The 24,906-nt window shown below is 43.7% G+C and carries 3 protein-coding genes; all 3 read right to left on the bottom strand.

Annotated features, from left to right (window positions below; genetic code table 11):
- Positions 1 to 216: 216 nt before the first annotated feature.
- The 3 genes from ACSBFT_RS11930 to ACSBFT_RS11920 all read right to left on the bottom strand — a co-directional run bounded on the left by ACSBFT_RS11930 (position 217) and on the right by ACSBFT_RS11920 (position 24,887).
- Positions 217 to 20,454 (bottom strand): Ig-like domain-containing protein, encoded by a 20,238-nt coding sequence (locus ACSBFT_RS11930; RefSeq protein ID WP_489604798.1) that lies wholly within the window; start codon positions 20,452 to 20,454, stop codon positions 217 to 219.
- 854 nt (positions 20,455 to 21,308) lie between these two features.
- Positions 21,309 to 22,679: an FGGY-family carbohydrate kinase gene (locus ACSBFT_RS11925; protein ID WP_489604797.1), complete on the bottom strand. Its 1,371-nt coding sequence runs from the start codon at positions 22,677 to 22,679 to the stop codon at positions 21,309 to 21,311.
- Positions 22,680 to 22,781: 102 nt separating this feature from the next.
- Positions 22,782 to 24,887 (bottom strand): bifunctional aldolase/short-chain dehydrogenase, encoded by a 2,106-nt coding sequence (locus ACSBFT_RS11920; RefSeq protein WP_489604796.1) that lies wholly within the window; start codon positions 24,885 to 24,887, stop codon positions 22,782 to 22,784.
- Positions 24,888 to 24,906: the final 19 nt, after the last annotated feature.

Raw genomic sequence — 24,906 nt, 5'->3', positions numbered from 1 at the left:
AGTTGGTATCCAACCTGTCTTTATCAAGTATGGTTTTAAATGTTATGAAGGGATGTTTTGTTACACCTTCTGTTAACAATTTACAAGACTAGGGTATCTTGAAAAAAGCACCTCCTAACACACTTCTGTATGCTAAATATATTGATGGCGTGCGATGAGGCGAATCCTTAAAAAGGGAAACCTTCTTTCGTTGGTCTCCCTTTTAATAATAATGAGCTATTTTGTTTTCTTAAAGGTAAATGGAATACATATTTCCTCTGCAGGACATTTACAGGTTTCTGTAATGATAATTGGGCAACATCCGTTGAATCCGCAACCATTCAGAACGTTAACATCAACTTTATAAGAACCTCCATCACTTGCCGTATAAGTTGATAAAGTAGCACCTTGAATAGGCACATCATTTTTATACCACTGATAACTCGCATAACCGGTTGGAGCTTTTAATTCAATAGTTTCACCAGCGTCTTTGCAGAGTTCAATTGGAATGCTGACACAAGCTTTAGCGATGTCATCTTCTTCCAAACTCATGTTTTCTGGCGATGAGTCTATGTCTGCTTTATCCATATAACTTACCCAAGCCGTATTACATGCAAATCCTCCATCTGAACTAATCACTTTTGCCTGAATGGTCAATACTGCGAATTCACCTTTCCCTAACACTATACCCGTCCATTCATGGGTAATACTATCGTATGTACCGATGGTAGGGGTAGCCATAATTAATTCCAAGTTAGAAGTAAGACTATCTTGAACGGTTAAATACACAATTTGACTTTGAGCATCTTTTCTTTTGACAGTGACTTCGTAAGTGACTATACTTCCAATGGCTTGCTGACAATTAGCATCCGTAGTATTGGTTAATTCAACATCTACAGGCGGCACATTAATGATATAGAAGGTCGTATCTCTATTTCCTTCGGCATCCACTCCAATGACACAGAGCTTGTCTACGCCATTTCCAGAAAGGTTAGCGGTATAAACCAGACAGCCATTCACATCTGCAGTATAAGTTCCTTGAACCGGAGCACCTGCACATTCCTCAATCACGACGGATGTTACTGCACCAATCTGGTCTGCAGTAGGGCATAAGCTAAGACTGGTATCTCCAGGAGCCACAGAAATGGTAATGGTATCCGGCACAATGACCGGAGTGATGATGATGTAAGTGGTATCACAAACCCCATTAGTACAAGCCACAATACAAGTTCTTATGGTATCCGAATTCATTCCGTTCGGTGTAAAGACCATACAGTTATTAGCATCTAAGACAGCCGTTCCTTGATTAGAAGGAATGACGCTACACATGCTATATGTGGTCGTACTATCCACTACAATATCATCAGCAGTCGCACAAATTGGCGGCGGCGGACAAGTAGTACATGGTGGCGTGATGATGACCGTATCAGGGTACGTCGGCTTAGATGGTACATTAATGATATAGAAGGTCGTATCTCTATTTCCTTCGGCATCCACGCCAATGACACAGAGCTTGTCTACCCCATTTCCAGAAAGGTTAGCGGTATAAACCAGACAGCCATTCACATCTGTAGTATAAGTTCCTTGAGCCGGAGCACCTGCACATTCCTCAATGGCCACAGAAGTTACTGCACCAATCTGGTCTGCAGTAGGACATAAGCTAAGACTGGTGTCTCCAGGAGCCACCGAAATGGTAATGGTATCCGGCACAATGACCGGAGTGATGATGATGTACGTGGTATCACAAACCCCATTGGTACAAGCCACAATACAAGTTCTTATGGTATCCGAATTCATTCCGTTAGGTGTAAAGACCATACAGTTATTAGAATCTAAGACAGCAGTTCCTTGATTAGCAGGAATGACACTACACATGCTATAAGTCGTTGTACTATCCACTACAATATCATCAGCTGTCGCACAAATTGGCGGCGGCGGACAAGTAGTACATGGCGGTGTAATGATGACCGTATCAGGGTACGTTGGCTTAGATGGTACATTAATGATATAGAAGGTCGTATCTCTATTTCCTTCGGCATCCACTCCTATGACACAGAGCTTGTCTACCCCATTCCCCGAAAGGTTAGCGGTATAAACCAGACAGCCATTCACGTCTGCAGTATAAGTTCCTTGAGTAACAGGTCCATCACAATCATTTATCACGACTGAAGTTACTGCACCAATTTGGTCTGCAGTAGGGCATAAGCTAAGACTGGTATCTCCAGGAGCCACTGAAATGGTAATGGTATCCGGCACAATGACCGGAGTGATGATGATGTAAGTGGTATCACAAACCCCATTGGTACAAGCCACAATACAAGTTCTTACCGTATCGGTATTCATTCCGTTAGGTGTAAACACCATACAGTTATTAGCATCTAAGACAGCCGTTCCTTGATTAGCAGGAATGACGCTACACGTGCTATATGTGGTCGTACTATCCACTACAATATCATCAGCAGTCGCACAAATTGGCGGCGGCGGACAAGTAGTACATGGCGGCGTAATGATGACCGTATCAGGGTACGTAGGCTTAGATGGTACATTAATGATATAGAAGGTCGTATCTCTATTTCCTTCGGCATCAATACCAATGACACAAAGCTTGTCTACCCCATTCCCCGAAAGGTTAGCGGTATAAACCAGACAACCATTCACATCTGCAGTATAAGTTCCTTGAGTCGGAGCACCCGTACATTCCTCAATCACGACGGATGTTACTGCACCAATTTGGTCTGCAGTAGGGCATAAGCTAAGACTGGTGTCTCCAGGAGCCACCGAAATGGTAATGGTATCCGGCACAATGACCGGAGTGATGATGATGTAAGTGGTATCACAAACCCCATTAGTACAAGCCACAATACAAGTTCTTATGGTATCCGAATTCATTCCGTTCGGTGTAAAGACCATACAGTTATTAGCATCTAAGACAGCCGTTCCTTGATTAGAAGGAATGACGCTACACATGCTATATGTGGTCGTACTATCCACTACAATATCATCAGCAGTCGCACAAATTGGCGGCGGCGGACAAGTAGTACATGGTGGCGTGATGATGACCGTATCAGGGTACGTCGGCTTAGATGGTACATTAATGATATAGAAGGTCGTATCTCTATTTCCTTCGGCATCCACGCCAATGACACAGAGCTTGTCTACCCCATTTCCAGAAAGGTTAGCGGTATAAACCAGACAGCCATTCACATCTGTAGTATAAGTTCCTTGAGCCGGAGCACCTGCACATTCCTCAATGGCCACAGAAGTTACTGCACCAATCTGGTCTGCAGTAGGACATAAGCTAAGACTGGTGTCTCCAGGAGCCACCGAAATGGTAATGGTATCCGGCACAATGACCGGAGTGATGATGATGTACGTGGTATCACAAACCCCATTGGTACAAGCCACAATACAAGTTCTTATGGTATCCGAATTCATTCCGTTAGGTGTAAAGACCATACAGTTATTAGAATCTAAGACAGCAGTTCCTTGATTAGCAGGAATGACACTACACATGCTATAAGTCGTTGTACTATCCACTACAATATCATCAGCTGTCGCACAAATTGGCGGCGGCGGACAAGTAGTACATGGCGGTGTAATGATGACCGTATCAGGGTACGTTGGCTTAGATGGTACATTAATGATATAGAAGGTCGTATCTCTATTTCCTTCGGCATCCACTCCTATGACACAGAGCTTGTCTACCCCATTCCCCGAAAGGTTAGCGGTATAAACCAGACAGCCATTCACGTCTGCAGTATAAGTTCCTTGAGTAACAGGTCCATCACAATCATTTATCACGACTGAAGTTACTGCACCAATTTGGTCTGCAGTAGGGCATAAGCTAAGACTGGTATCTCCAGGAGCCACCGAAATGGTAATGGTATCCGGCACAATGACCGGAGTGATGATGATGTACGTGGTATCACAAACCCCATTAGTACAAGCCACAATACAAGTTCTTATGGTATCCGAATTCATTCCGTTAGGTGTAAAGACCATACAGTTATTGGGATCTCGAGATACAGATCCTTGAGTTACCGGAGTTGGGCTACAGAAGCTGTAAGTTGTTGTGCCATCTACTACAATATCGTCTGCCGTCGCACAAATTGGAGGTGTCGGACAGGTGGTACACGGAGGCGTGATAATCAATGTATCAGGCGTTGCGGTTACTGTAATCGTATCATTCATCAACGCACAATTTGGTGTTGGTGAAGACGTATCACATAGTTTGTAGGTGACAGGGTATACTCCTGCAAAAGTTCCAGAAGCAATATTTATATCGCCAGAAGTTGGATCCAAAGTTATTCCAGCTGGCCATGTGCCTTCAATTGCAACTGTTCCATTTCCGCCTATTCCTAAAGTGGCTTTAAAACCGTTGATACTATCATTAGCTGCAATATTTGTCAATATGCCACCTAAAGCTGAAGTTACAGTTATACTTTCCGTATAAGGAACTATCACAGAAGTTACCGTTACGGTATCCATCATGTTGGCACAGTTGACCGGTGATAAGGTATCACATAAAGTATATTCAATCTGATAAAGACCCGGCTTAGTACCGATAGCAATGGCTACATCCCCCGTAGTAGGGTTCAATGTAATGCCCGCTGGCCAAGTACCACTCACGGCTACGGTAGCATTACCGCCAGCACCCAAGGTCGCTTGAAGTCCATTGACTTTATCGTTAGAAGCGATGTTGCTCATGGTACCACCTGTAGAAGAAGGCACCGTTATCTTTTCAGTCACAGGCTGTATCACAGAAGTTACCGTTACGGTATCCATCATGTTGGCACAGTTGACCGGTGATAAGGTATCACATAAAGTATATTCAATCTGATAAAGACCCGGCTTAGTACCGATAGCAATGGCTACATCCCCCGTAGTAGGGTTCAATGTTATGCCCGCAGGCCAAGTACCACTCGTAGCTACGGTAGCATTACCGCCAGCCCCCAAGGTCGCTTGAAGTCCATTGACTTTATCGTTAGAAGCGATATTGCTCATGGTACCACCCGTAGAAGAAGGCACCGTTATTTTTTCGGTCACAGGCTGTATCACAGACGTTACCGTTACGGTATCCATCATGTTGGCACAGTTGACCGGTGATAAAGTATCACATAAAGTATATTCAATCTGATAAAGACCCGGCTTAGTACCGATAGCAATGGCCACATCCCCCGTAGTAGGGTTCAATGTTATGCCTGCAGGCCAAGTACCACTCACGGCTACGGTAGCATTGCCACCCGCACCCAAGGTCGCTTGAAGTCCATTGACTTTATCGTTAGAAGCGATATTGCTCATGGTACCACCCGTAGAAGAAGGCACCGTTATTTTTTCGGTCACAGGCTGTATCACAGAAGTTACCGTTACGGTATCCATCATGTTGGCACAGTTGACCGGTGATAAAGTATCACATAAAGTATATTCAATCTGATAAAGACCCGGCTTAGTACCGATAGCAATGGCCACATCCCCCGTAGTAGGGTTCAATGTAATGCCCGCTGGCCAAGTACCACTCGTAGCTACGGTAGCATTACCGCCCGCACCCAAGGTCGCTTGAAGTCCATTGACTTTATCGTTAGAAGCGATGTTAGTCATGGTACCACCCGTAGAAGAAGGCACCGTTATTTTTTCGGTCACAGGCTGTATCACAGAAGTTACCGTTACGGTATCCATCATGTTGGCACAGTTGACCGGTGATAAAGTATCACATAAAGTATATTCAATCTGATAAAGACCCGGCTTAGTACCGATAGCAATGGCCACATCCCCCGTAGTAGGGTTCAATGTAATGCCCGCTGGCCAAGTACCACTCGTAGCTACGGTAGCATTACCGCCCGCACCCAAGGTCGCTTGAAGTCCATTGACTTTATCGTTAGAAGCGATGTTAGTCATGGTACCACCTGTAGAAGAAGGCACCGTTATTTTCTCAGTCACAGGCTGTATGACAGACGTTACCGTTACGGTATCCATCATGTTGGCACAGTTGACCGGTGATAAAGTATCACATAAAGTATATTCAATCTGATAAAGACCCGGCTTAGTACCGATAGCAATGGCCACATCCCCCGTAGTAGGGTTCAATGTTATGCCTGCTGGCCAAGTACCACTAGTAGCTACAGTAGCATTACCACCCGCACCCAAGGTTGCTTGAAGTCCATTGACTTTATCGTTAGAAGCGATGTTGCTCATGGTACCACCTGTAGAAGAAGGCACCGTTATTTTCTCAGTCACAGGCTGTATCACAGAAGTTACCGTTACGGTATCCATCATGTTGGCACAGTTGACCGGTGATAAAGTATCACATAAAGTATATTCAATCTGATAAAGACCCGGCTTGGTACCGATAGCAATGGCCACATCCCCCGTAGTAGGGTTCAGGGTAATGCCCGCAGGCCAAGTTCCACTCGTAGCTACGGTAGCATTACCGCCCGCACCCAAGGTCGCTTGAAGTCCATTGACTTTATCGTTAGAAGCGATGTTAGTCATGGTTCCCCCTGTAGAAGAAGGCACCGTTATCTTTTCAGTCACAGGCTGAATGACAGACGTTACCGTTACGGTATCCATCATGTTAGCACAGTTGACAGGTGATAAAGTATCACATAAAGTATATTCAATCTGATAAAGACCAGGCTTAGTACCGATAGCAATGGCCACATCCCCCGTAGTAGGGTTCAATGTAATGCCCGCAGGCCAAGTACCACTCACGGCTACGGTAGCATTACCGCCCACACCCAAGGTCGCTTGAAGTCCATTGACTTTATCGTTCGATGCGATGTTGTTCATGGTTCCCCCTGTAGAAGAAGGCACCGTTATCTTTTCGGTCACCGGCTGTATCACAGAAGTTACCGTTACGGTATCCATCATATTGGCACAGTTGACCGGTGATAAAGTATCACATAAAGTATATTCAATCTGATAAAGACCCGGCTTGGTACCGATAGCAATGGCCACATCCCCCGTAGTAGGGTTCAGGGTAATTCCCGCTGGCCAAGTTCCACTCACGGCTACGGTAGCATTACCGCCCGCACCCAAGGTCGCTTGAAGTCCGTTGACTTTATCGTTAGAAGCGATGTTGCTCATGGTTCCCCCCGTAGAAGAAGGCACCGTTATTTTCTCAGTCACCGGCTGTATGACAGAAGTTACCGTTACGGTATCCATCATGTTAGCACAGTTGACAGGTGATAAGGTATCACATAAAGTATATTCAATCTGATAAAGACCCGGCTTAGTACCGATAGCAATGGCCACATCCCCCGTAGTAGGGTTCAATGTTATGCCTGCAGGCCAAGTACCACTCACGGCTACGGTAGCATTGCCACCCGCACCCAAGGTCGCTTGAAGTCCATTGACTTTATCGTTAGAAGCGATATTGCTCATGGTACCACCCGTAGAAGAAGGCACCGTTATTTTTTCGGTCACAGGCTGTATCACAGAAGTTACCGTTACGGTATCCATCATGTTGGCACAGTTGACCGGTGATAAAGTATCACATAAAGTATATTCAATCTGATAAAGACCCGGCTTAGTACCGATAGCAATGGCCACATCCCCCGTAGTAGGGTTCAATGTAATGCCCGCTGGCCAAGTACCACTCGTAGCTACGGTAGCATTACCGCCCGCACCCAAGGTCGCTTGAAGTCCATTGACTTTATCGTTAGAAGCGATGTTAGTCATGGTACCACCCGTAGAAGAAGGCACCGTTATTTTTTCGGTCACAGGCTGTATCACAGAAGTTACCGTTACGGTATCCATCATGTTGGCACAGTTGACCGGTGATAAAGTATCACATAAAGTATATTCAATCTGATAAAGACCCGGCTTAGTACCGATAGCAATGGCCACATCCCCCGTAGTAGGGTTCAATGTAATGCCCGCTGGCCAAGTACCACTCGTAGCTACGGTAGCATTACCGCCCGCACCCAAGGTCGCTTGAAGTCCATTGACTTTATCGTTAGAAGCGATGTTAGTCATGGTACCACCTGTAGAAGAAGGCACCGTTATTTTCTCAGTCACAGGCTGTATGACAGACGTTACCGTTACGGTATCCATCATGTTGGCACAGTTGACCGGTGATAAAGTATCACATAAAGTATATTCAATCTGATAAAGACCCGGCTTAGTACCGATAGCAATGGCCACATCCCCCGTAGTAGGGTTCAATGTTATGCCTGCTGGCCAAGTACCACTAGTAGCTACAGTAGCATTACCACCCGCACCCAAGGTTGCTTGAAGTCCATTGACTTTATCGTTAGAAGCGATGTTGCTCATGGTACCACCTGTAGAAGAAGGCACCGTTATTTTCTCAGTCACAGGCTGTATCACAGAAGTTACCGTTACGGTATCCATCATGTTGGCACAGTTGACCGGTGATAAAGTATCACATAAAGTATATTCAATCTGATAAAGACCCGGCTTGGTACCGATAGCAATGGCCACATCCCCCGTAGTAGGGTTCAGGGTAATGCCCGCAGGCCAAGTTCCACTCGTAGCTACGGTAGCATTACCGCCCGCACCCAAGGTCGCTTGAAGTCCATTGACTTTATCGTTAGAAGCGATGTTAGTCATGGTTCCCCCTGTAGAAGAAGGCACCGTTATCTTTTCAGTCACAGGCTGAATGACAGACGTTACCGTTACGGTATCCATCATGTTAGCACAGTTGACAGGTGATAAAGTATCACATAAAGTATATTCAATCTGATAAAGACCAGGCTTAGTACCGATAGCAATGGCCACATCCCCCGTAGTAGGGTTCAATGTAATGCCCGCAGGCCAAGTACCACTCACGGCTACGGTAGCATTACCGCCCACACCCAAGGTCGCTTGAAGTCCATTGACTTTATCGTTCGATGCGATGTTGTTCATGGTTCCCCCTGTAGAAGAAGGCACCGTTATCTTTTCGGTCACCGGCTGTATCACAGAAGTTACCGTTACGGTATCCATCATATTGGCACAGTTGACTGGTGATAAGGTATCACATAAAGTATATTCAATCTGATAAAGACCAGGCTTAGTACCAATGGCAATGGCCACATCACCCGTAGTAGGGTTTAGTGTTATGCCTGCAGGCCAAGTTCCACTCGTAGCTACAGTAGCATTACCACCCGCACCCAAGGTTGCTTGAAGTCCATTGACTTTATCGTTAGACGCGATGTTGCTCATGGTTCCACCTGTAGAAGAAGGCACCGTTATTTTCTCAGTCACAGGCTGTATGACAGACGTTACCGTTACGGTATCCATCATGTTGGCACAGTTGACAGGCGACAAGGTATCACATAAAGTATATTCAATCTGATAAAGACCCGGCTTAGTACCGATAGCAATGGCCACATCCCCCGTAGTAGGGTTCAATGTAATGCCCGCAGGCCAAGTACCACTCGTAGCTACGGTAGCATTACCACCCGCACCCAAGGTCGCTTGAAGTCCATTGACTTTATCGTTAGAAGCAATGTTTGACATATTACCACCTGTAGCAGACGAAACTGTAATGCTTTCCGTGACTGGACAAGGAGGAATAGGATTGACAGTTAGGATTGTTTCATTTGAAGTACAACCTGTTGTTGTATTCGTTGTGGTTACACTATAAATTCCTGATGTTAAGCCAGCGAAAGTAGTTGTTGGTTGCGTAACGCCTGTAACAACTGGACTTATTCCCGTCACGGTATAAGTCACATTGGCTGCTGGAGTTGGTATAGCTACTTCTATTGTTCCAGTTTGTGTTGAACAAGTTGGCTGAGACGTTACACTTGCTGTTGGGGCAGAAGGAGGGCTTAGAGCACTTGGTGGAGATACGTGTACACCACTAGTCCCTGAGGTCATACTAAATTTGGTGGCAGTAGTATACCATCCTCCTACGAAAACCGCGTTACTTAAAGATGAACTCTCACCATTTGATGGGTTACCGGTAGTTAGCCAATAACCTGTGAAGTAACCGCCCCCACTAAAGTCACTGGCATTAACAATTAATGGCCCAGTACCATCATTTAATCTAGGTCCCTGTGGATATGGAGCTGCTGGCGTACTGCCACCACCACTAGCATTAATATCCCCTGCTACGTTAATAAAGTTAGTTGCTTTAAGAGCACCTTGAGGAACAATTCCACCTCCGCTTTGAAACTTAGTTTGACCTTGATATCCATTGTTAGGATACCCATCTGAATCCCAGCGAAGGATGAAAATATCATCTTCATCACCAGTAATATTGATTTTGCTAGATACGTCAAGGTCCGATGTGATATTAATGACGAACAATTCTTGTATTGAATTCTGTGTGTTTAATCCATTTAGGGAAGTAGAAGAAACGCTTGAAAACCCAGGAGTAGGATATAGGGCATTAATTTGTATAAAAGCATTATTCAGATCAGATTCAAGACTTGAAATGCGAGATATTTCATTAGTTTGGCCAAAAGCTTGTGCTGGAACAACTTCAGTAGGATTATTCTCATTTATTATATCTGACCAAGCGTCTAACGTATTATCATTCGTATAAATAGTCCCTGCATAAGCAAAGCTGCCAGCGGTTCTTTCATCAGCTTGGAGGCCGTCAACCGCAACATCACCAACAAAGCCTTTAGAGGCCGCTTGCCAGTTTGCATCTGAATTTCCGTCCGCAAAAAAAAGAAGGTAGTTAGTCAAATCACCCAAATCTAGAAAGCACGAATTGATTTCATCTCCGACGAAAACTAAGTCATTTTGTGTAGTACAGTTCTGAGGGCTAAGTTTATCACACAATTGGTATGTAATTATATAGACCCCTGGCACAGTTCCAATTGCAATTGAGACATCGCCATTTGTTTGATTCAAAGTAATCCCTGATGGCCAAGTACCTACTACCGCAACTGTAGCATTACCACTAGCACCCAATGTAGCTAGCACACCATTGACGGTATCATTAGCAGCAATATTGCTCATTGTTCCACCCGTAGATGAAAGCACAGAAATACTCTCCGTCACAGGCTGAATCACAGAAGTTACCGTTACGGTATCCATCATGTTGGCACAGTTGACTGGTGACAAGGTATCACATAAAGTATATTCAATCTGATAAAGACCCGGCTTGGTTCCGATAGCAATGGCCACATCCCCCGTAGTAGGGTTCAGGCTTATGCCCGCTGGCCAAGTACCACTCGTAGCTACGGTAGCATTACCGCCAGCCCCCAAGGTCGCTTGAAGTCCATTGACTTTATCGTTAGAAGCGATATTGCTCATGGTTCCCCCTGTAGAAGAAGGCACCGTTATTTTCTCAGTTACAGGCTGTATCACAGAAGTTACCGTTACGGTATCCATCATGTTCGCACAATTGACTGGTGATAAGGTGTCACATAAAGTATATTCAATCTGATAAAGACCCGGCTTGGTTCCGATAGCAATGGCCACATCCCCCGTAGTAGGGTTCAGGCTTATGCCTGCAGGCCAAGTTCCACTCGTAGCTACGGTAGCATTACCGCTAGCACCCAAGGTCGCTTGAAGTCCATTGACTTTATCGTTAGAAGCGATGTTGGTCATGGTTCCCCCTGTAGAAGAAGGCACCGTTATCTTTTCGGTTACAGGCTGTATGACAGAAGTTACCGTTACGGTATCCATCATGTTGGCACAGTTGACAGGCGACAAGGTATCACATAAAGTATATTCAATCTGATAAAGACCCGGCTTGGTACCTATGGCAATGGCTACATCACCCGTAGTAGGGTTCAGGCTTATGCCTGCAGGCCAAGTACCACTCGTAGCTACGGTAGCATTACCGCCCGCACCCAAGGTCGCTTGAAGTCCATTGACTTTATCGTTAGAAGCGATATTGCTCATGGTTCCCCCTGTAGAAGAAGGCACCGTTATTTTTTCAGTTACAGGCTGAATGACAGAAGTTACCGTTACGGTATCCATCATGTTGGCACAGTTGACTGGTGATAAGGTGTCACATAAAGTATATTCAATCTGATAAAGACCCGGCTTGGTACCGATAGCAATGGCCACATCCCCCGTAGTAGGGTTCAGGCTTATGCCTGCAGGCCAAGTTCCACTCGTAGCTACGGTAGCATTACCGCTAGCACCCAAGGTCGCTTGAAGTCCATTGACTTTATCGTTAGAAGCGATGTTAGTCATGGTTCCACCTGTAGAAGAAGGCACCGTTATTTTTTCAGTTACAGGCTGAATGACAGAAGTTACCGTTACGGTATCCATCATGTTGGCACAGTTGACTGGTGATAAGGTGTCACATAAAGTATATTCAATCTGATAAAGACCCGGCTTGGTACCGATGGCAATGGCCACATCCCCCGTAGCAGGGTTTAGTGTAATGCCCGCTGGCCAAGTACCACTCGTAGCTACGGTAGCATTACCGCCCGCACCTAAGGTCGCTTGAAGTCCATTGACTTTATCGTTAGAAGCGATGTTAGTCATGGTTCCACCTGTAGAAGAAGGCACCGTTATTTTTTCGGTCACAGGCTGTATCACAGAAGTTACCGTTACGGTATCCATCATGTTAGCACAGTTGACAGGTGATAAGGTATCACATAAAGTATATTCAATCTGATAAAGACCCGGCTTAGTACCAATTGCAATGGCCACATCCCCCGTAGTAGGGTTCAGTGTAATGCCCGCTGGCCAAGTTCCACTCACGGTTACGGTAGCATTACCGCCAGCACCCAAGGTCGCTTGAAGTCCATTGACTTTATCGTTAGACGCGATGTTGCTCATGGTACCACCTGTAGAAGAAGGCACCGTTATTTTTTCAGTCACAGGCTGAATGACAGAAGTTACCGTTACGGTATCCATCATGTTGGCACAGTTGACTGGTGATAAGGTGTCACATAAAGTATATTCAATCTGATAAAGACCCGGCTTAGTACCGATAGCAATGGCTACATCCCCCGTAGTAGGGTTTAGTGTAATGCCTGCTGGCCAAGTTCCACTCACGGCTACGGTAGCATTACCACCCGCACCCAAGGTCGCTTGAAGTCCGTTGACTTTATCGTTAGAAGCGATATTGGTCATGGTTCCACCTGTAGAAGAAGGCACCGTTATTTTCTCAGTCACAGGCTGTATGACAGAAGTTACCGTTACGGTATCCATCATATTGGCACAGTTGACTGGTGACAAGGTATCACATAAAGTATATTCAATCTGATAAAGACCAGGCTTAGTACCAATGGCAATGGCTACATCCCCCGTAGTAGGGTTCAGGGTAATTCCCGCTGGCCAAGTTCCACTCGTAGCTACGGTAGCATTACCGCCAGCACCCAAGGTCGCTTGAAGTCCATTGACTTTATCGTTAGAAGCGATATTGCTCATGGTACCACCTGTAGAAGAAGGCACCGTTATTTTTTCAGTCACAGGACAAGGAGGTATTGGATCCACCGTTAAGCTAGTTCCAGAAGAAACACAACCTGTCGTGGTATTTGTTGTGGTTACACTATAAGTTCCTGGTGCAAGACCTGCGAAAGTCGTTGTTGCTTGGGTTACACCAGCGACAACAGGACTTGTTCCTGTCACCGTATATGTGACATTTGCTGCTGGTGTTGGTGCTGTAATTACGATGGTACCAGATGGCGTGGTACAAGTTGGTTGAACGGTAACACTGGCTGTTGGAGCAGCTGGGTTAGCAGGTACTGGGTCCACCGTTAAGTTAGTTCCAGAAGAAACACAACCTGTTGTTGTATTTGTTGTAGTTACGCTATAAGTTCCAGGTGCAAGTCCTGCGAAAGTTGTTGTTGCTTGGGTTACGCCAGCGACAACAGGACTTGTTCCTGTTACGGTATAAGTGATATTGGCTGCTGGTGCTGGTGCACTTACTACTATAGTACCTGTTGGTGTGGTACAGGTTGGTTGAGCAGTTACACTGGCTGTTGGAGCAGCAGGATTAGCAGGTACTGGATCCACCGTTAAGCTAGTTCCAGAAGAAACACAACCTGTTGTTGTATTTGTTGTAGTTACGCTATAAGTTCCAGGTGCAAGTCCTGCGAAAGTTGTTGTTGCTTGGGTTACGCCAGCGACAACAGGACTTGTTCCTGTTACGGTATAAGTGACATTGGCTGCTGGTGCTGGTGCACTTACTACTATAGTACCTGTTGGTGTGGTACAGGTTGGTTGAGCAGTAACACTTGCCGTAGGAGCAGCAGGATTATTATTTATCGTTATTAAAAATGAATTCTGGTCTGCGGGACAAACAGCCGTAGCTGCTGCATAAACATATAATGTTTGGGTTGTGGTAATAACTGTATTTGCTGCCACTGGCGTACCAGTTCCTCCAGAACCAGTCCAGTAGGCATTCCCTGCACTTAAGGCTGGTAAGGTATAACTTTGACATTCTGTTACATTATCTGGACTATCCGCTACTGGTGGAGCTTGCTCTGTTACTATTACTTCAGCATTTTCAACATGACAAACGCCAGTTGCGGCATGCGTATAGATATAATTTCCTGCACCCGCTAATGTTGGTGACCAAACGCCACCTGGATCAGGGCTTCCTCCTAGACTGCTGAACAGCATGGATGCGGTTACCGTTTCACCTTGACAAATTTGTAAAGTTCCTTTTGTTCCTGCTTTTAATGCTTTCTGAATGGTAAGGGTTACAGTGGCTAAATTACTTTCGACAAATCCATCATTAATTCTATAGGTAAATGAATCACTTCCGCCTGTATTAAAGTTTCCATTAGGGTCATAAGTCATATTGCCAGCAGCGGTCACAGTAAGTAGGGCTCCTGAAGGTAAAGTGATCTGGCTTCCTACATTTCCGGTAGAACCATTTATTTTGGTAAGCGTAAAAGAATCACCATCTGGATCAGAATCTACGCCATTACCATTGTTAGCAAACAAATTCCCATCAATGTGCATATTGGAACAAACGCTAAATGCATCATTTTTACTAACAGGAGGATAATTCAAATTTAAACCAAAATCATTCATACAATCTGCTTGACCAGTTGCAGTAAAGTTTGAGGTTTGAACATTCCCAGTTGTAAAAGTGGCACCCAGAGGAAGTCCTGAGGTCACTCGCATAATATATTTTCCTATACCAGAGGTGACTGTACGGGTATAAGTGCCATTGACTGTAGTGGTAGCTGTGCCATCAAAGACATCTGTTCCCGCTTCATAAGTCCCTATTACGCCATTGTCCTTATAAACAGACACCACTGCTCCTTGAAACAGTACATCACCTGCATCATAGACGGCATTGCCATTTACGTCTTCATAAACGGTACCTTTTACTTTATTTTCTGTAGTCCAAACAGGAACACAAGCCACATTGATATAGACCGTAGCTATATCACATATAGTGGTATTAATTACCCCACATATACTGTACTCTAAGGTGTCAATTCCAACAAAGTTTGGATTGGGTGTATAGGTGATGGTACCACTTGGGTTTAAAACTGCTGTACCATGCTTAGGTTGCAATAGTCCTGTAGTACTTACAGATGTAGGATCTGGTGTGGCTAAGAAACCTCCATCATTGTTTGCTACATTTATAGTTACAGGTGTATTTATTTCAATAGATCTATAATCATCATTGGCCAAAATTAATCTGGATAGACATTTAGGCATTAAGGTATATCCTACATCTTGCGAAACGGCAGATCCTCCAGATGGAATGGTTCCACTTCCAGAATAGTCTTTAGCATCTTGTCCCCAAGCTGCCGCAAACACTGCTCCGTTCTCTGTAAATAGAGCGGTACCTGTCTGGTTATTATCCGTGTTATCCAGAATGCGGTATCCCTGAAGGGCGGTTAAAGAAACCGTAGCATCATAAGGAAGACCATTTATAGGACTGAAGGGACCTGTCGTAGAAGTAAGGTTTCCATCATATTTTATGTATAATGTTGTTGGGGCGTTTGGGGTCACCCAGATAGGATTGTAGTTTTTGGTCAGGTTTTCTGAGCCAGGAGCCCAAGCAATCGTAGCGAAATTGGTTAAACGTTCGATAGGTAACAAATTGAAGGCCCAGTCATAGCCTGTTCCAGGATCATCCGCATCAATAATAGATATGGCAGAAAAGGAATCTCCGCTTGTACTTTCATATTTATAACCAGAGACTACTCCAGCAGGCAGGTTATGGTAGTTGGTTCCTTTAGCAGGTACTACGATGGAGCCACTAGATACAGCAGAGGTCCAGTTTACGGTGATTGGGGTATTCAATGTATTCGTAAAAAATACATATACAGGAACATTCGAGGAAGCAGAAGTATATACAGGGGTAATGTAGGAATTACTATAATAAGCTCCAGGTAGCAGGGCAAAATTTCGCGTACCATAATTGCTGATGTCACCAAACACCATATCTACGCCTACATCATAATTAGCGGTGAGGATAGCACCTGCTTTAATATCATTTGAATTATTGATATCACTGGAAGTACCAATCGTTGATGCTGTGCCGTCATAAAGCCATACTTCTCCTTCATTTAGGCTCTTGGTTACATCTATAGTTCCATTGCCATCATAATCAAGTTTTACAATGGTACCGTTTGTGGCTGCCCTTACGAAGATTCCTGTATATTTAAAGGCAGGAGTACCTCCTAAGGTAATATTTTCACCAAATGGAGTTACAAAGAGTTTACCAAAACTAGAGACATCCAAAACGTTTGTCTTGAAACTTTGTACGTTTATTTCTCCTGCATCACCTACATATTTGGACACTGAAATATCATTGGAGGAATACAATTTATCTTTCCCGTCATAAACGATAGTTGCTGAATTTCTTGGATTGTAGGTAAATGTGTTATCTAGAATAACATAACCACCAGGAGGAATGATATCTGTAGGATGACCAGGGGCTACACCATTACTGGTATTCCCATCTCCCCAAATTACCGTACTGGATTGAACAGGAAAGTGTAAATCCGTTTCGTAGCCATCTTCCCAGTGGTCATAGGTAATAATGGTACTACCATAAGGAACTGTAAAACTAGTCACTGATTGTACACTATTTCCATGGCTAGATGTATTTCCGGCACTTTTTAAGGCCTTTCGTACTTGAGTTTCGTTTTCTGGAAATGGCAGATAAAATGTTTGAGCTTTATTGGCTACATAGCATGGATCAAGTATACTACCCGCTATAGTCAGAGCAACACCTGCATCAACGCAGATTGCAGGATATAGATTGCTACAAACACGATAAGTAAACTGGTCTGTGCCGATATAACTACCGTTTGGTAAATAGGTGATTGAACCATTTGTGCCAATCTGCAATGAACCATGAATCGGTTGGGATACAATAGAAATAGAGGATGCATTTACATCACATTCGTCATTGTCCAGCACATTGATCATTAAAGGCTCACCTCTTACGCCCGTGGCAGCATCGTTTACGGCTTTAATGATGGTGGTTGTGATGGTATGAGTCGCCGTTTTAGGGCCATTGCAACCTGCTGCCGATGCTGTGATGGTAGAAGTGTTGGTCCAATTGGAAACAAAAGTCACTGCACCTGTGGAAGGATTGATAGTATTGCCACCTGTTAAACTTGCTCCATCCAAACTATAGGTGATGCCTGTTGAATTGGTTGCGGTGGCAGTATATGGGGCCGAAGTGCCTGCTCCGATACAACGTGAAGACGTGGCACCTAAGGTAAATACAGGAGTGCCTACAGTAGGCGTAGTGGTTAGACTACGTGTCGCTGTCTTTGCTCCCCCACATCCTGCAGCCGAAGCCGTAATGATAGAAGTACCACTCCATCCAGCAGCAAAAGTCACCAATCCAGTAGACGTATTGATAGCATTGCCAGCTAATGCTGCGGTGGTAGCATCCAAGCTATAAGTAATTCCAGTAGCATTCGTAGATGTAGCGGTATATTGCTGCGTACCAGCACCTTGGCATCTGGAAGTGACCCCCACCGTGAAGGTAGGGTCTCCTATCACAGGTGTACAAAACGCTACGCTAAGTTGACGCACATCCGTCACAGTACCTTCATATCCTTCTTTTGCAGTAGCAGGAAGAGATACGTTTCCACTTGCACCTGTTGAGTTCCAAGCATATTCAAAGGTTTTGGTACATCCGGCTGTCGCTTTCAAGGTGGCTGCTAATGAGCTGCCGGAAATATTGATGTTTAATCCTGTGATATCGGTTGCTCCAAATGGATCGGTCACTACGGAGCGTAAATAAACGATATCGCCCGCAGTTGCACTGCTTATAATGCTGCCGCCTGGATATGGGGCATTGTATGCTGCATAGGAATTTATTTTTATAAACGTAGTGACGGGTAGTTCTATTTTGGAGGGCTTTGTTTGGCTGTCATAATCGATCTTGAAAATTACGCCAGATTGTGCTGTGGTGACCTGTAAGGCAATGGCTTCCCCTGCTGGTACGCTTAAATTGGAACCCAACGTGCCCGTCCAAGTCAATATACCTCCGCTATATGTAGGATTGCTGAGCGTGATAATATTGGTTGAACCGTATTTTAAAACGGCGGTAATACTCGGATTGGCGGGCATTGTGCCGCTGACAATACTCACATAATTACTCACAGTAATAGTCTTACCAGCAAAAATGGTCAAAGGACTACATAAAACTGGGCTTTGGGTGAAGGTGGTATTCGTAACCGCTACAGCAGGTTTAATAGATACTGCACCAATTGCCCAATCCTGACCGCTATCAGTTGTCCAACTCATAGTTACCAATGACGCTCCTGGCTTTGTACTTGCACCTCCTCCTTTTATTTCTTGACCTGTATCACGGTTGTAACGTTGGGTTTGACCTGATCCCACAGCAATTAAAGATGCGTTCCTCGTTGAGACTACATCATAAACCAATTCTCCTGAAGCAGATGAAACAGTAACAGTAGGCGTTGTTGTTTTATTTTGTGCTCCTCCAAATGTACCTAAGGGTGTAGTTTGGTTTACGCCTGTGAAAGTTGTAACACCAACTACTGCACCTTTGTCAATTTTTAACCCAAAATTAACAGTAACGTTAGCCGTTCCAGATGTTGGGTTGAGCAGTCGATAAATTGCTATTTTAGCGTTCCCATTATCAATGTTATGCCCTACAAATGTTAATGGAATGCCACCATAGGTAACACTGGAAATAGTTGAATTTTTATGTGAAATCCCAACTAACATTAATTTGTCGACCCCATTTCCGGTAGTATGAGAAAGTGTAGCTATAGGAGAACTTGAGCCATCTACAAAAGAATTTGAACTGACTGCATCTATAACAACACCTGCTGGTGTCGAACTTAGTGTCGCTGACTGTGCTGTTGTCGCATCAGAGGTGTTGACAGGGTCTATGCGATCAAGTGCCTGATTTGGGTCAGATAGATAAAGGTGTTTGTTAACATACTGAGCAATGGTCCCCGAAATGGTAGTGGTAGAGGGACATCCGTCTGTTACCGTCACAGCATAGATACCTTCTCCAAGTCCGCTTATGTCTTCAGTAGTCGCATAATTGACGTTATTTTTTTTCCACTGATAGCCTACTGTTGGTGTGGCACCGGTTACGGTTAGGTTTATGGCCCCATCGCCAGCACCTTGCGAGCTTTCTTGGGTGATGGCTAAACTTAAGGAGGGACCTGCTCCTACATTGATGGTTATGTTATCAGTTGCTAAACCAGATGCGGCATCAGTTACCGCTACTTTATACGTTCCTGGGCTTAGACCAGTTCTATTTTTTGACGTTGAACCGTCTGACCAAGTATAGGAGTAAGGAGGGGTTCCTCCTGAAATTGTTAAATTAACTGCCCCGTTATTAGCACCAGCACAAGTTTCATGTGTTAAGGACGGAGTTACTACAATAGGAGGAGCGGTGGTATAAGTAACGGTCAATTTAGCTGGTACGCCACCTCCCTCATAACTGCTTATTGAACGATGTCCTGAACCAGTAATAAGGAGGGCTATTGGGCTACTGGTACTCCATCCCGATTGGTTGACCAACTCTTGAATAACTGTTGACAGGTTTGGTGAATTATAATCTGATCCCGTACTCCAACTGGAGACATTTGACCATGAAGTACTTGCTGTAGTTGCCGTTCTATTGGTAATATCAAAATTGGTACTACTAAAGGTTGGAGCACTTGTGGATTTGTGACCCTTAATCGTCAAGTTAGTTGCTTGGCTATTGGTCATCGGAGCATCCGCAGATGTCGCTCTAAAAGTCAGGTAGGCGTTTGTAATGGTAGCACCAGTGGGAATGTTTAAGCTGGTAAACCTGAATCCTACTTTTTGGTTACCAGTGGCCGTAGGTTCGTTATCTTCCGTTAATTCTATATCGGTAGAGCCATGATACATATGACCATAACTTCCGGCTGTGCCTTCTTCCTCCACATCATCTGTAGAAAGTGTAATGGATCTAACAACCGTGGTTTGGGCAAATAGTGATGCCGTTGAAACAAAAGTAAGTCCAATGATCAATAACAAAAGGTATGGCATTCTACTTTCTGTCAGCTTAAAATTGACAGAAATAGGCTTTGTACAAATCGGTAAAGCTTCGAACCTTTTGGTATTCATTGGGGATTTCATTTGAAATAATGGCAGTCGGATATTTTTTTTCATAATACTAGTCTGATTATGAATGGATTAACTGCTGATTGAAGCTTTACCACACTAGGAAGTAGGACTTGATAGTGGCCCGTAAAGTTTTTATTAATTGAAGTGATAGTGTCCCGTATGGCGGTTGCTAATGAGCCATAAGCACTTTGTAAATGCGTTATAATAGCTGTTTCAACGAGGGCTGGGCATAAGTAGAGTAAAACGCCAAGGGCTAGAAAATTCGAAGAACCTTCGAAGCCCATGGATTGAAATCCAGTTATTAGTTTTAAAGTAAACAGCATTAGAAAATATTTTTTCAAGTACGACCTCTGTAAAAAATAGTACTTGTTACATGTTTGTGTTCAATTTTCATACCAAGTGGTATCATTGAAGGACAAATGGAAGGTTTATGGCGGTAGTTGCCTATTTGGAATTAACTCGAATGAAGGGTGTAAATCACTGAAAGTGAGTAGTTAGTGTTGATGTTGAAATTTGCTTAAAGTAAGAAGTTTAAATTTCCAGGGTTAAGACCAAATTTTCCCAAATTTCTTTAAGTAGTAGTGTTTAAACCGCTATTAATTTTAGTTTATTTTTGGTAAATAAGAGTGCTTTTTAAGCCCTAAAAAGTTCGTTTTTGAGTAGATGTTTTCTTTACCCTTTGGTGGAATGTGCATTCCTTTGTTTTGCACTATTTTCCATCTGAAATTCATGGTTTCTAACTCGATTTCACTCCGTTTTTGCGTGGCTTTAGGAAACTTAATACTAGGATATAATTTTAGGGCATTGTTCGGAGGGAAGAAAAGCTTTTCCTTTTTGAAGAAAACAAAAAAGCGTAATGCTCTAGGAACATTACGCTTTGAAAAATGCTGTAAAGGTTTTTATAAAATGATAGGTTCGTGTTTTTTTAAGGAGTAGTTTTTCTTTAAGAATTCTGGGGTTAATGTGGCCTCAGAAATAGTGATGGCTGCACCCAATGCAGAGCCTAGTGAAGAATCTGTAGTTCTTAGCTCCATATCACTTAAATAGTAACTTAAGAGTTTAATGTAAATGTCGTTATCGCTAAAGCCACCATCGATATAAAGGTTTCTCAGATCATCTGATCCCTTGGCTATTTCAATATTTCTTACCTGCAGTTTGACCAGCTCCAGCATCATTTGATGATAGGCCTCTTCAAAAGTCTTAAAGGGTAATGTTGTTTCGCTAAGAGCGGCAGCGTCATTTAAACTCTCCCAAGAAAAATACCGTTTAAAGTCTTTGTTTAGACGCTTAAAAATGGCTTTGTCAAATTTGACTGTTCTATGTGTTTCGTGGTTTACGCCGTAGTGTTCGGTTAATTTTTTAACCTGTAGTTTGTATTCATTACCTAAGAAAAGCCGAGCAGCTTTTACGGCATCACCGTTTATACGCATATTGTTCTGACAGTCTTCCTTTAAATCTGCAAGGTTTAAAATGCCATCACTAAAGGGGTTCAGTGTAATGCTCCATGTGCCAGTAGAAACCAGTAAAAAAGGCTTTTCAGAGCTTCTTAAATAAGGAACCAAGGCCGACGAACTGTCATGGATACCCACACCAATCTTCATCTGATGACCTTTGTAATTCATGTCTATGCTACTTTCGGTAGATACTATTTTGGGTAATTTGCTATCTATCCCTTCTTCATAGACCCAGCGGTGGTAGTCGTTTTTGTTATAATCCCAGAGGGCAGTATGGCAGCCAATGCTGGTGTACTCGCTTAAAGGTGTGCCTGTAAAAAGGAAACTGATAAACTGCGGTAAGTGTAGCGAGTATTTTATTTTTTTATACAGATCTGGCTGTTTGTACTTGATAAGATAGAGCTGCAAACCAGAGTTTAACATACCCAATTTTGCAGAGCCAGTTTCTTGACAGAATTTGTCTATTGGGCCGTATTTGGCGTAAAAAATAGCTTCAATACAGCTGTCGTAAGGTTTGGTGTAATTATACAAAGGAGATACCACCTCTCCATCTCCTCCAATGTGCACAAAACTGGCACCGTAGGTAGAAAAGTTAAGAGCTGTAATTTCGTATTTTCCAGAGGATAGTATGTTGTCAAAAGTCTCGACCACCCACTTTTTCAACTTTTCAATATCTTCAGAAGGATAGCCGTCTTCATCTTCAATCTCGTCAAACCGTACATACGCCTTATGTACTTCTTGGAAGTCTTCATCAAATAGGAAAATCTTCTTATTGGTTTTTCCTATGTCAAATATTGCGGTTACCTTTTGTTTCATTATGGAATACTAGTGGTTCAAAACGGAAGCTTTGAACAGTAGTTATAATCGTAAAAAAAAACACCAGACCCAGAAGGCTCTGGTGTTTTTTTATTTAAATTTTTATCTTACAAATGCGTTTGCCATACCGCCATCTACATTGATAATGTTGCCGGTACTTTTTTCTAATATTGCTACTAGAGCAAATACGCCATTGGCAATATCGGCTGGATAAATGATTTCATTCATCAAGTTTCTTTTGGCATAGTGAGCGGGTAGTTCTTCTACTTTTATGCCATAAGCTTTGGCTCTGCCTTCTGCCCATGCACCTTCCCAGATTTTACTTCCTACTATCACCCCATCAGGATTAACCGTGTTTACACGGATTTTCTCTGGACCTAATTCTGCCGCTAATAATCTAGCCATGTGCTGTTGAGCCGCTTTTGACGTGCCATAAGCCACATTGTTTGGTCCTGCTACTAAACCATTTTTACTGGCAATGCTAATGAAATCTCCACCCAGTTTTTGCTTACGCATAACGCCTACACACTGTTTGGCAAGTTCAAACTGACCTTTCACCAATACCTTTTGTAAGATGTCCCAATCTGCATCTGTGGTGTCTGCCAGTGGTTTAGAAATGGCCAGTCCTGCACTGTGTACCACAATGTCCACACCACCAAACTCCAAACAAGCTGCTTTATAAGCTTCTGCTACAGAGCTGCTGTTGGTTACGTCACAAACTGCATATGCTGCAGTATCACCACCGTAAGTTCCTACGGCTTCTTTTAGTCTATCTTCGGCAATATCCGTTAAGAATACATTGGCTCCTTCTTGTGCTAATTTGTCGGCAATGGCCTTACCAATTCCACCACCTGCACCCGTCACAAAAGCTACTTTTCTAGAAAGAGGCTTTTCTTTAGGCATTCTAGATAATTTTGCTTCTTCTAAAAGCCAATATTCTATGTCGAAAGCTTCTTGTCTAGGTAGGGAAGTGTAAGCCGTAATGGCTTCGGCACCACGCATTACATTAATGGCGTTGATGTAAAACTCACTGGCTACACGGGTAGTTTGTTTGTTTTTTGCGAAGCTAAACATACCTACACCTGGGTATATAATAATGACCGGGTTGGCATCTCTTACCGCTGGGCTATTCGCCTTTTTGCAGGTATCGTAGTATGCTTGATATTCTTTTCTATAGGCTTCAAAAGCAGGCTCTAGCTTGGCTAAAACAGCTTCGGAATCTGATAAGTCTTCGTTGGCGTCAAGTGTTAATACCAAAGGTTGAATTTTGGTTCTCAAGAAATGGTCAGGACAAGAAGTTCCCATAGGAGCAAGTCTTGCCAAATCATTACTGTTGATAAACTCCAAAACCACATCGTCGTCGGTAAAATGCCCAATCATACGGTTTTCAGAAGAACACAGTCCACGTAAAAGTGGCATAAGATCAGCGGCTTTATCTAAACGCTCTTGCTTAGGTAAACTTTCTATTTTTTGTCCACCAAAAACGCTTCCTTTTTCAGCAATTTTCTTTTCAATGTATTCCGATGCCATCTCAATAACCTCAAGGCTATTGATGTAGCAATCGTAGGAGTTGTCGGCCCAAGTAAACAATCCATGGCTACCCAAAACAATACCTCTGATGCCTGGGTTTTCTGCCAAACATTTTTCCAATTGAAGACCTAAGTCAAAACCAGGACGCTGCCAAGGCACCCAACCCATGGTATCTCCCCAGATTTCTTTGGTTACTTTTTCGCTGTCTTCTGCCGCAGCTACCGCAATAAGGGCGTCTGGGTGAAGGTGGTCAATGTGGGCGAAAGGTAAAAGACCGTGAAGAGGCGTGTCAATAGAAGGGGCACGACTGTCTAAGTCATATATGCAATGATTAAAAAGGCCAACCATTCTGTCTTCGTCAGCCAGACCTTCGTAAACGTTCTTAAGGTTGCGTAATCTTTCTGTATAAAGACCTGCTATACCCGAGCGAGTTAATGTGCCAATGTCTCCACCTGAGCCTTTAATCCACATCACTTCAAGCTCTTCGTTGGTAAGCGGATCTTTCTCTATCGTTTTACAGCTTGTGTTTCCACCGCCATAATTTGTAATTCTTAGGTCTGCACCTAAGATGTTAGATCTGTATAAAAATAACGCAACTTGATCATTTTTTAAAGACTCTGCTTTTTCGAAATCCCACAGGTAGTCTACATATTTAAAATTCTTAACCGAAATGTCCATGATGTTGTTCTTGTTTATA

The sequence above is a fragment of the Arcticibacterium sp. SM2516 genome (assembly GCF_057914865.1).
The sequence above is the reverse complement of the archived record's forward strand: the minus strand, read 5'-3'. Positions and strand labels throughout refer to the sequence as shown.